Annotated in this window: 10 protein-coding genes; 8 read left to right on the top strand and 2 right to left on the bottom strand. The window is 42.4% G+C overall.

The features are described from left to right. The first annotated feature begins 85 nt into the window (after positions 1-85). The gene (locus DY200_RS07265) at positions 86-2,149 is read left to right on the top strand and encodes an ABC transporter permease (RefSeq protein ID WP_172539915.1); all 2,064 of its coding nucleotides are present in this window, start codon (positions 86-88) and stop codon (positions 2,147-2,149) included. Positions 2,150-2,199: 50 nt separating this feature from the next. Next, a complete protein-coding gene (gene fbpC / locus DY200_RS07270; RefSeq protein WP_115587502.1) occupies positions 2,200-3,246 on the top strand; it encodes a ferric ABC transporter ATP-binding protein in 1,047 nt (348 codons plus the stop codon). A gap of 90 nt (positions 3,247-3,336) precedes the next feature. Here the strand turns inward: fbpC and mpl are convergent, their stop codons facing one another. Then, positions 3,337-4,701 (bottom strand): UDP-N-acetylmuramate:L-alanyl-gamma-D-glutamyl-meso-diaminopimelate ligase, encoded by a 1,365-nt coding sequence (mpl, locus tag DY200_RS07275; RefSeq protein WP_115587503.1) that lies wholly within the window; start codon positions 4,699-4,701, stop codon positions 3,337-3,339. Between the two features lie 122 nt (positions 4,702-4,823). On the opposite strand from mpl, the gene fbp reads away from it, so the two are divergent. Beyond that, positions 4,824-5,828 carry a class 1 fructose-bisphosphatase gene (gene fbp / locus DY200_RS07280; RefSeq protein WP_115587504.1) on the top strand — a complete coding sequence of 335 codons (1,005 nt, stop codon included), beginning with the start codon at positions 4,824-4,826 and terminating at the stop codon, positions 5,826-5,828. A gap of 72 nt (positions 5,829-5,900) precedes the next feature. On the opposite strand, the gene DY200_RS07285 is transcribed toward fbp, so the two are convergent. Then, on the bottom strand, positions 5,901-6,635 hold the full coding sequence (locus tag DY200_RS07285; protein ID WP_115587505.1) for a glutathione peroxidase: 735 nt from the start codon (positions 6,633-6,635) through the stop codon (positions 5,901-5,903). A gap of 125 nt (positions 6,636-6,760) precedes the next feature. Here DY200_RS07285 and oxyR point away from each other — a divergent pair, with 125 nt between their 5' ends. The 5 genes from oxyR to DY200_RS07310 all read left to right on the top strand — a co-directional run bounded on the left by oxyR (position 6,761) and on the right by DY200_RS07310 (position 11,791). Continuing rightward, positions 6,761-7,654 carry a DNA-binding transcriptional regulator OxyR gene (oxyR, locus tag DY200_RS07290; protein ID WP_005598715.1) on the top strand — a complete coding sequence of 298 codons (894 nt, stop codon included), beginning with the start codon at positions 6,761-6,763 and terminating at the stop codon, positions 7,652-7,654. Beyond that, positions 7,647-8,279: an HTH-type transcriptional repressor FabR gene (fabR, locus tag DY200_RS07295; protein ID WP_005598713.1), complete on the top strand. Its 633-nt coding sequence runs from the start codon at positions 7,647-7,649 to the stop codon at positions 8,277-8,279. The genes oxyR and fabR overlap by 8 nt, the downstream gene beginning before the upstream one ends. Next, on the top strand, positions 8,279-8,794 hold the full coding sequence (locus DY200_RS07300; protein ID WP_005618991.1) for a protein disulfide oxidoreductase: 516 nt from the start codon (positions 8,279-8,281) through the stop codon (positions 8,792-8,794). Before fabR ends, DY200_RS07300 begins: the two co-directional genes overlap by 1 nt. A gap of 67 nt (positions 8,795-8,861) precedes the next feature. Next, on the top strand, positions 8,862-11,213 hold the full coding sequence (rnr, locus tag DY200_RS07305) for a ribonuclease R (RefSeq protein WP_115587506.1): 2,352 nt from the start codon (positions 8,862-8,864) through the stop codon (positions 11,211-11,213). Between the two features lie 113 nt (positions 11,214-11,326). After that, a complete protein-coding gene (locus tag DY200_RS07310) occupies positions 11,327-11,791 on the top strand; it encodes a hypothetical protein (RefSeq protein ID WP_115587507.1) in 465 nt (154 codons plus the stop codon). The last annotated feature ends 14 nt before the right edge of the window (positions 11,792-11,805 follow it).

Genomic DNA, 11,805 nt, shown 5'->3' on the forward strand with positions numbered 1-11,805 from the left:
GTCGTTTTTCGTAAAAAATTTGCAAAAAATCAGCGAAAAACGACCGCTTGCTTTTCAATATTTTTATTAGTTGTTGTGAGGCTATATGGATTCTATTACAAATAAAAGATCGCTGTTTGAATCTAGCCACTTTTGGATTCTGCTCTCACTTATTGCATTTATTGCTCTCCCGTCCAAAGCACTGGATTACGGCTTATTGGAGAGTACCGCAGATGAATTTCTCGATGCGATGGGTTGGTCTTCCGTTAATCTGACGATACTTTGGTTTCTACCTTTAATCGGTTTTTGGCTACTGCCTTCTTTAAAACTTTCGAGCGAAACGCAAGCAAAAGTAGAATTAGGTTTAATTTCTTTCATACTATTATTCGCCTTTATTTCGGCAACGATTTATAAGGTCAGTATGGGCTATTCGGTTATCGTATTAATTGCTACCTTAACCGCACTTGCCACCTTTGCTTTTGCTAAACTCAAAATGATGCAAGGCGATAAATTTATTATTGCCGCATTGCTCAGTATCATCTTGCTGATTTTCTTCTTTATCGTTTATCCGACCGTTGCGATTTTTATTTCGATGTTTTATGACGGCGAAACGTTCGCACCGGAACAAGTAGTCAGAATTTTAGGGCAGGGTTATATTGTTCGAGTAATCAGTAACTCTTTATTCCTTTCCGGCTTTGTCGGCATTGTTTCAACCGTTTTCGGTTTAGCGTTTGCGCTTTATACCACTCGTATCGCTCGCCGTACCGCCTTTATCGGGAAAATTTTCTCAATCCTACCGATTGTGACACCGCCGTTTGTGGTGGGTCTTGGCGTAACTTTAATGCTTGGTCGTTCGGGCTATGTGACCGAATTTTTAGATACCTATTTCGGCTTTAAAGATCATAACTGGCTGTATGGTTTTAACGGGATTGCGATCGCACAGATTCTCGCTTTTGCACCTATTTCATTTATGATTTTAGACGGTGCGTTGAAATCAATTCACCCATCGATTGAAGAAGCGTCTTATACGTTACGAGCAAACCGCTATCAAACTTTCTACAACATTATTTTCCCGTTATTACGTCCGGCATTGGCGAACTCATTTTTAATCGTGTTTATCCAATCGCTCGCCGACTTCAGTAACCCGTTGGTTTTGGGCGGTAGCTTTGACGTAATCGCTACTCAAATTTATTTCTATATTGCCGGCTCACAATTAGATTATGCTTCGGCAAGTACCTTAGGTTCGATGTTGCTGATTTTCTCATTACTGATCTTTATCGTTCAGTATATGTGGATTGGTAATCGCTCTTATGTGACCGTTTCAGGGAAATCTTATCGCGGCGATGTACAAGACCTACCAAGCGGTTTGAAATATACCATTATTGCAATGTTAGGTTTCTGGGTCGTCTTTAACTTTGCGTTATACGGCAGCATTTTCTACGGTAGCTTCACAGTAAACTGGGGGGTAGATTACACCCTAACCTTAAATAACTATGCAATGTTATTCGGACAAGGTTTAAGTGACGGGGCTTGGCCGTCTTTAATCAATACCATGATTTACGCCGGTATTGCCGCACCGCTCACCGCATTATTCGGTTTATTAATCGCTTATATTGTGGTGCGTAAAGATTTCCAAGGTAAGAAAACCCTTGAGTTCTTAACCATGCTTTGCTTTGCCGTACCGGGTACGGTTGCCGGTGTGTCTTACATTCTCGCCTTTAATGATGCACCGATGTATATTACCGGCACTGGTATTATCATTATCATCTCAATGGTAATGCGAGATTTACCGATCGGTATGCGTGCGGCGATTGCCGGACTTGGACAGTTGGATAAATCATTGGATGAAGCCTCATTATCATTAAAAGGCAGTTCGTTAAAAACCATTTGGTTTATCGTCTTCCCATTATTGAAACCGGCATTGTTATCCGCATTAGTGACCAGTTTCGTACGTGCGATGACAACCGTGAGTGCGATTGTGTTCCTTGTGACCGCAGATACTCGTGTTGCAACCGCTTATATATTAAATCGTGTTGAAGACGGTGAATACGGGGTGGCTATCGCATACGGTTCAATCTTAATTGTCGTGATGATGGCGATTATTTTATTCTTCGACTGGATTGTCGGGGACACTCGTATCGCAAAATCAAAAGCGAAAAAAGCAGATTAATTCGTCCACGGGCGGTATGATGACCGCTCGTATATAAAAGGCAAAATATTATGAACAACGATTTCTTAGTACTGAAAAATATTACCAAATCTTTCGGTAAAGCAACGGTAATTGATAATTTAGATTTAGTGATTAAACGTGGCACGATGGTCACTTTATTAGGTCCTTCCGGCTGCGGTAAAACCACCGTATTACGCTTAGTGGCAGGGCTTGAGAACCCGACAAGCGGTCAAATTTTTATTGATGGCGAAGATGTGACCAAATCTTCGATTCAAAACCGAGATATTTGTATCGTGTTTCAATCTTATGCACTATTCCCGCATATGTCGATTGGCGATAACGTCGGTTATGGTTTACGTATGCAAGGCGTGAGTAATGAAGAACGTAAACAGCGTGTGAAAGAAGCCTTAGAGTTAGTAGATTTAGCCGGCTTTGAAGATCGTTTTGTTGATCAAATTTCAGGTGGTCAACAACAACGTGTTGCATTAGCCCGTGCCTTAGTGCTAAAACCGAAAGTGTTACTATTCGATGAGCCGTTAAGTAACTTGGATGCCAACTTACGCCGTTCGATGCGTGAAAAAATTCGTGAATTGCAACAGCGTTTAGGCATTACTTCGCTTTATGTTACGCACGACCAAACCGAAGCGTTTGCGGTTTCGGATGAAGTTATCGTGATGAACAAAGGCAAAATTATGCAAAAAGCACCGGCAAAAGATCTGTATTTACGACCGAATTCTTTATTCCTTGCGAATTTTATGGGCGAATCAACCATTTTTGACGGTAACTTAAATCAAGGTACGATTTCTATCGGAGATTACTGTTTCCCACTTCATAATGCTGCGGATTTTGGTGTATCGGACGGAGAATGTTTAGTTGGGGTACGCCCAGAAGCAATCAGACTCACCGCCACAGGCGAGGCTAGCCAACGTTGCCAAATCAAGAGTGCGGTTTATATGGGTAATCACTGGGAAATTGTGGCGAATTGGGGTGGTAAAGACGTATTAATTAATGCGAATCCGGATCAATTTAATCCCGATACCAAAGAAGCATTTATCCACTTTACCGAGCAAGGTATTTTCTTACTGAACAAAGAGTAAGTAACAGGAAAACAAGCGGTTATTTTTGCGAAAATTTTTGCAATGACACCACTTTAAGATATTGTAGGGCGAGAATATCCGCCCTACTTGTTAAGCTTTCAATACTTGTAGCAATTTCTGATGAATTCCACCAAACGCACCGTTACTCATCACTAAAATATGATCCGTCGGTTTCGCTTCTTCCACAATCATTTTTACCAATTCATCTAAATCCGCCGACCATTTGGCAGGTTGAGTTAAATTATCCGTAATCACTGAAACCGCCCACGGAATCGTATCCGGTTGATAAACGAATACCGCATTCGCATCGGCTAAACTCGGTGCGATCTCTTCTTTATGCACCCCCATTTTCATCGTATTGGAACGAGGTTCAAGCACCGCTAAAATACGCTGTTCTTTACCCACTTTGCCACGTAAAGCGTCAATTGTTGCGGCAATTGCGGTCGGATGGTGAGCAAAGTCATCATAGACGGTAATACCATTCACTTCGCCTTTTACTTCTAAACGGCGGTTTGCATTAATGAATGAAGCGAGCGCATCGCAAGCACCTGCTACCGATACGCCGGCGTGATGTGCCGCGGCAATCGCCATTAGTGCATTATGCATATTATGCGCCCCGATAATATTCCATTTGACTTCGCCGGCTTTTTCACCTTTGTGGAATACTTCAAAATGCGAACAATCGGCAGAAATCGGTTTGGCAAACCACTGTTTATCTTCACCGATAAATTGCAGCTCGCTGTAACTACCCATTTTTAGCGTATTTTGTACATTCTCATCCGCTATTGCAGAAAGAATGCAACCGCTGTTCGGCATGGTACGTACTAGGTGATGGAATTGACGTTGAATCGCTTTTAAATCATCAAAAATATCCGCATGGTCAAATTCAATATTGTTGATAATTAACGTTTTTGGTGTGTAATGTACAAATTTAGACCGCTTGTCAAAGAACGCCGAATCATACTCGTCCGCTTCAATTACAAAGAATTTGCTTGAGCCGGCACGCGCCGAAATCCCGAAATTACCGGCAACCCCGCCGATTAAGAAACCGGCATCAAGATTATTTTGATCTAAAATCCACGCTAACATACCGGTAGTAGTGGTTTTACCGTGCGTACCGGATACGGCTAACACCCAGCGATCTTTTAACAGATGATCATGTAACCATTGCGGACCTGAAGTGTAATTTAGCTGATTATCCAATACATATTCTACGCAAGGATTGCCCCGGCTCATTGCATTCCCAATTACCACTAAATCCGGTGCAGGTTGCAACTGTGCGACATCGTAATTCGGGATAATATCAATACCGTGGCTTTCTAAAAATGTACTCATCGGCGGATAAACGTTAGTGTCCGAACCCGTTACTTTATAGCCGAGTTCTCGAGCAATCATTGCGACACCACCCATAAATGTTCCGCAGATTCCCAAGATATGAATATGTTTTTGTCTCATAAATTCACCTTCATGTAAAAAATATGTGATCAATGTCACAAAATTGTTGTACCTTATTAGAGGTAACATCGGTTTATCTCTATAATATTACTTACTATTCTAGCATAGCCCAAGGAGAAATTATGAAAACACTCGGCGAATTTATTATTGAAAAACAAGCGGAGTACCCAGAAGCGAAAGGCGAATTAAGCGGTATTTTATCGTCTATTCGACTTGCTGCTAAAATTATTCACCGAGAAATTAACCGCGCCGGTTTAAGCCAAGATATTTTAGGCGTAGCCGGTTCGGAGAATATTCAAGGCGAAGCGCAAATGAAATTAGACGTATTCGCTAACGAAACGATGAAAAAAGCGTTATTGGCTCGTGAAGAAGTTGCCGGTTTTGCATCCGAAGAAGACGATAATTTTGTCGCATTTGAAAATGATCGCGCTAAAAACGCTAAATATATTCTGATGACCGATCCGTTGGACGGTTCTTCCAATATTGACGTAAACGTTTCGGTCGGTACGATTTTCTCTATTTATAAACGCGTCTCGCCGATCGGCTCGCCGGTGACAATGGAAGATTTTTTACAAGAAGGACGTAAACAGGTTGCCGCAGGCTATGTGACTTACGGTTCATCAACGATGTTGGTTTATACCACCGGTAACGGTGTAAACGGCTTTACCTATGATCCGTCACTCGGTTTATTTATTCTTTCTCATCCGGATATGAAAATGCCGACGGAAGGAAAATACTATTCGATTAACGAAGGTCAGTACGTTACGTTCCCGATGGGAGTGAAAAAATTCATTAAATATTGCCAAGAAAGTGACGAAGCGACTAAACGTCCGTATTCATCACGTTATATCGGTTCGTTAGTATCGGATTTCCACCGCAACCTTTTAAAAGGCGGTATCTATATTTATCCGACTTCAACCGTTTATCCGAAAGGTAAATTACGTTTATTGTATGAAGGTAATCCGATGGCATTCTTAGCCGAACAAGCCGGCGGTATGGCAACAGACGGTTTTAATCCGATTTTGGATATTAAACCGAGCGAACTGCATCAGCGCGTGCCGTTCTTTGTCGGTTCGACCTCAATGGTTAAGCAAGCGGATAAATTTATGCAGGAATGTGCGGAATAATACCGAGATAAACAAAAAACCGAACGCTTTAAAACGTTCGGTTTTTTTATATTAAGCGGTTAATTTTGCCGATTATTTTGCAAAATATGCGACTAAATCGTCGCTACCGCCGATGTATTTACCGCCGATGAATACTTGCGGAACCGATGTTTTACCGGTAATCGCACGTACGGAAATTGTTGAAGCGTCGCGACCTAATACGATTTCTTCAAAAGTATAACCTTTCTCTTTTAATAACGCTTTGGCTTTCGCGCAGAAAGGACAGCCCGGTTTAGTGATGATTGATACCGATTCTTTCGGCGCCCAACCTTGGACTAAATATTTCATCATGGTATCCGCATCGGATACTTTGAACGGATCGCCCGGTTCTTGCGGCTCGATGAACATTTTTTCAACTACGCCGTTTTTCACGAGCATAGAATAACGCCATGAACGTTTACCGAAACCTAAGTCTTCTTTACCGACCAACATACCCATGCCTTCGGTAAATTCACCGTTACCGTCCGGAATTACCGTAACGTTTTCAGATTCTTGGTCCGCTTTCCATGCGTTCATTACGAATGTATCATTAACAGACATACAGATAATGTTATCGACACCCGCCGCTTTAAATTCGCACGCTAATTCGTTATAACGCGGTAAGTGAGTTGATGAACAAGTCGGGGTAAATGCGCCCGGAAGCGAGAAAACGATAACGGTTTTATTATCGAATAATTCCGCTGTGGTTACATCGACCCAAGCATCGCCTTGACGTGTGTGGAAGGTTACGTTAGGTACTTTTTGACCCGTCATATCTTTTAAAGACATAAAAATTCTCCTATTTTACATAATGTTTTTCAAAAACCGCACGCATTCTACACCTAAATATGCCATAATTCATCCTATTTAATTAATAGGAAAACGGTCATCCTTTGATCTCATGAGGAGTAGTTGTGAATATTAGAGATTTAGAATATTTAATCGCTTTAGCAGACTATAAACATTTCCGCCGAGCGGCGGACGCCTGTAACGTCAGCCAACCGACACTAAGCGGTCAAATTCGCAAACTAGAGGACGAATTAGGTACGGTATTACTTGAACGTACCAGCCGTAAGGTATTATTTACCCAAGCCGGTTTAACTCTTGTCGAACAAGCGAAAGCCGTCTTACGTGAAGTAAAAGTGCTAAAAGAGATGGCAAGTAACCAAGGGAAAGAAATGTCTGGACCGCTGCATGTCGGCATTATTCCGACCCTTGGTCCGTACCTTTTACCACTTGTATTGCCGGCATTGAAATCGACATTCCCCGAGTTGGAACTCTATATTTATGAGCTGCAAACCACGCAACTGGTTGATCAACTTGAATCCGGACAACTGGATTGCGGAATTTTAGCTTTTGTCAAAGAAAGCGAACCCTTTATCGAAGTGCCTATTTTTAACGAACAAATGCTTTTAGCGGTTTCAGATAAACATGAGTGGTCGCATAAAAGTAAGATGGATATTTCATACTTAAAAGATAAAGAATTACTCTTTTTAGACGACGGGCATTGCCTACGTACGCAAACGCTTGATTATTGCTTATCCGTCGGTGCCAAAGAAAGCACGCATTTTAAAGCGACCAATCTTGAAACGTTACGTAATATGGTGGCGGCGAACGTCGGGATGTCACTTATTCCGGAATTAGCGGCGAAGCCTTGCGAGGGGCTGAATTACCTCACATTTGATGAACCTAAACCTTATCGCACCGTCGGCTTAATTTATCGTCCGGGTTCACCGCTACGTATTCGTTACGAACGTCTTGCAAAAGAAGTTTCCAAGATTATGAAACAAGAGAAAATTCATGAGTAATATCGGTATCCGCGCCCAACAAAAAGAGAAAACGCGTCGTGCATTGGTGGATGCGGCTTTTAACCAATTAAGTGCGGAAAAAAGTTTTTCTAACTTGAGTTTACGCGAAGTGTCCAGAGAAGCCGGTATTGCGCCGACTTCATTCTATCGCCATTTTAAAGATATGGACGAATTAGGGTTGGCGATGGTGGACGAATCGGGATTACTCTTACGTCAATTAATGCGCCAAGCGCGCAAGCGTATTGCGACCGGCGGAAGCGTAGTCGCCGTTTCGACCGATACTTTCTTCGAGTTGATTGCCGATCGCCCGAATGTGTTCCGCTTACTGCTACGAGAAAGTTCCGGTACTTCGCAAGCGTTTCGTACCGCGGCATCGCGCGAGATTCAACATTTTATTGCCGAGCTGACCGATTATATTATGGCGAAAGATCCGAACAGCAGCCGTGAAATCGCCTATATCCAAGCCGAAGGCTTAGTGACTATCGTATTTACCGCCGGCTCTTATGCGCTTGATATGAATACGCAAGAGCGAGAAAAATTAAAAAAACGCGTGATTATGCAATTAAGAATGTTAGCTAGAGGAGCGGCTTCTTATACTTATAGCCACGACAAGGAACACCAATAATGCAGAACAAATACGCTATGCTTTCACGTTTCGGTAAAAACATTTTTTTCTACGGATTAATGTTTATCGTGCTAAGTACCGTGATTGATTGGTATCGTAAACCGAGTGCGCCGAACCAATTTGCGCAACAAGTTTTATATGATTTACAGCACCAGCCGAAAATGATCGCCCAACTTAGTCACGACCGACCAATGTTACTGTACTTTTGGGGCAGTTGGTGTACCTATTGCAAATTCACTTCGCCGGCAATTCAACAATTTGCCGATGAGAATGTTCCCGTTTTAAGCGTTGCACTTAAATCCGGTACGCCGCAAGATGTCGTCGATTACCTCAAACAAGAAGATTACCGCTTCCCCGTTATCAATGATCCTGACGGCGTAATCTCCAAAAGCTGGGATATTCAAGCGACTCCGACGGTTCTCATCATTAAAGACGGCGAAATCGTTCAACATACGACAGGGCTTACGAGTTATTGGGGACTTAAAGTCCGCCTTTGGCTCAGTAACTTAACTTAATTCGAGCGGTCTGATTTGTAAATTTTTCTGCAAATCAGACCGCTTTAACATATATAAAGAGTACATTATGATAATTGATCCGAATTACCAACAAGAAAGCGAAAAGTACGAAAATCCCGTACCGAGCAGAGAATTTATTTTACAAACCATTCGAGCATTCGATGCGCCGATGAGTCGTGAAGAATTACTCGAAGCTTTCCATATTTATGATGAAGAACGTATCGAAGGCGTTCGCCGTCGCTTACGAGCGATGGAAAACGACGGGCAATTAATTTTTACCAAAGGTAAACGTTATGCGTTACCGGAAAAAATGGATTTGCTGAAAGGTACGGTTATCGGTCATCGTGACGGCTACGGTTTTCTGCAAGTGGAAGGCGGCGAAAAAAGTGACGATTGGTTTATTCCGAATAGCCAAATGACACGCGTGATGCACGGTGACTTCGTGCTTGCCCAACCGAACGGCACCGATCGCCGAGGTCGCCGTGAAGTACGAATCGTTCGCGTATTGGAAGTACGTAAAAAACAAATTGTCGGTCGTTTCTTCCTTGAAAGCGGTATCGGCTTCGTAGTACCGGACGATAGCCGTATCAGCCAAGATATTTTAATTCCCGACGAACACCGTATGGGTGCAAGAATGGGACAAGTGGTTGTGGTCGAACTGCAAGAACGTAAAGCCGGTTTTACTCGTCCGGTCGGCTTTATTACCGAAATCTTAGGCGATAATCTTGCACCGGGGATGGAAATCGAAATCGCTCTACGTAACCACGACATTCCGCACGTTTGGCCGGAAGGCGTAGAAAAACAAATTCGCCAATTCAGCGAAGAAGTGCCGGAAGAAGCGAAAGCTGGCCGTGTAGATCTGCGTGATTTACCGTTAATAACGATTGACGGGGAAGACGCACGAGATTTTGACGACGCCGTCTTTGCCAGAAAAGAAGGCGACGGTTGGCGTTTATGGGTAGCGATTGCCGATGTGAGTTATTACGTTCGTCCGAAAACCGCACTGGATTTGGAAGCGGCGAATCGCGGCAATTCGGTTTACTTCCCGAATCGAGTGATCCCGATGTTACCGGAAATTCTGTCAAACGGTTTATGTTCATTAAATCCGCAAGTGGACAGATTATGTTTGGTGGTGGAAATGACCGTATCGAAAAAAGGCGAACTGACCGGCTATCAATTCTATCAAGCGGTAATGAACTCGCACGCCCGCTTAACTTATACTAAAGTTTGGAAAATATTAGAAGGTGACGAAGCGTTACGTGAGCGTTATGCAACACTGGTACCGCATTTGGAAACTTTAAATGAGATGTTTAAAGTGTTGCAAAACACTCGTCGTCATCGAGGTGCGATTGAATTTGAAACGATTGAAAACCAATTTATTTTCAATCCGCAAGGCAGAATCGAACGTATCGAGCCGCTAATTCGTAACGATGCGCACAAAATCATCGAAGAATGTATGATTTTAGCGAATATTGCCGCCGCTCGTCTTGTCGAAAAAGCCAATGAACCGGCGTTATTCCGTATTCACGATAAACCGAGCGAAGAAAAGCTCACTAGTTTTAAATCCTTTATTAAAGAATGCGGGCTCACTTGGGACGTTGGGCTTGATCCGACACCAAAGGATTACGCCGTATTACTCGAACAACTTGCCGAACGTCCGGATCGCGAATTGATTCAAACTATGTTACTGCGCTCGCTCAAACAAGCGGTCTATTCAGCGGATAACGTCGGACATTTCGGTTTGGCTTTAACCGAATACGCCCACTTTACTTCACCGATTCGCCGTTATCCTGATTTGCTGTTACACCGTGCAATTAAATACTTGATTAAAAAGGGAAAAGGCAATACCAGACACTATACCGATTGCGGCGGTTATCACTATAAATTGGACGATATCGACCAATTCGGCGAGAAATGTTCGGCAGCAGAACGTCGGGCGGACGAAGCGACCCGTGAAGTGGCGGATTGGTTGAAATGCGAATTTATGCAAGATCATCTCGGCGAAGAGTTTGAAGGTGTGATTTCAAGCGTAACCGGTTTCGGTTTATTCGTTAAAATCAACGAGTTATTGATCGACGGCTTGGTGCATATTTCAACATTAGACAATGATTACTATCATTATGATGCGGACAGACAACGTTTAGTCGGCGGCAGCGGTGTGATTTACCGCTTAGGTGATCCGGTTAAAGTGAAAGTAATCAATGTGAATTTAGACGATAAGAAAATTGACTTTGCTTTAATCGATAATCTGCGTAAAGGCATTGCCGTCGTTAAAACCGCCAAACAAAAAGCAAAGAAAAATGCCGGCGATAAACTGATTTTTAAAGAGCCTAAAACAATCAAATCGGCAAAAGGTAAATCTAAGGGAAAAGCGGCCAAAACAGCCAAGAAATCGTCCGGCCGCCAACGTAAAAAATAGCGAATAAGCGGTCAAATTTGCAAAACTTCTTACAAATTCTACCGCTTATCAAATTCTCTGTTTAAACTAATATAGCCTATTCTTTTAGGCTATTTTTATCGGGATTTCATCATATGATTAAATTTAAATTGATTTTATTAACATCAACACTAACGTTTTTATTTGCCTGCACATCTTCCGTGTCGAAGAAAAAAGCAAGAGCCGATTACTTAAAAGACAATATCAGTCAAGCGGAATTATCTAACGGTACTCACTATAAACGTTATTTCTACACTTGCAGTAACCTTGAAACCGGTGCAAATTCTCATTTATCCACGTATTTTCCGCTTTCAGAAGAAAGTCGTATGAAAGATAACTTCGGTTTCTATTTTCAATTGGACGGCGGCAAAGTCGAGCCGTTTGATCACCTTGAAAATAAAACGCTGAACGCCCGCGGCACTCGTTTTGAAGTCACTTATAATTCATATTATCCGATTCAAGGAAATTATGTGGATTTAGTCGCTCGCGAACAAGGTTCGACTTATTATAAAAATATCAACGGCATACGTGTTCCATGGTTAGCTTGTCGAGAAAGTTAAGATTACAAAATATG

The organism is Actinobacillus lignieresii (assembly GCF_900444945.1).
GTDB classification, from domain to species: Bacteria; Pseudomonadota; Gammaproteobacteria; order Enterobacterales; family Pasteurellaceae; genus Actinobacillus; species Actinobacillus lignieresii.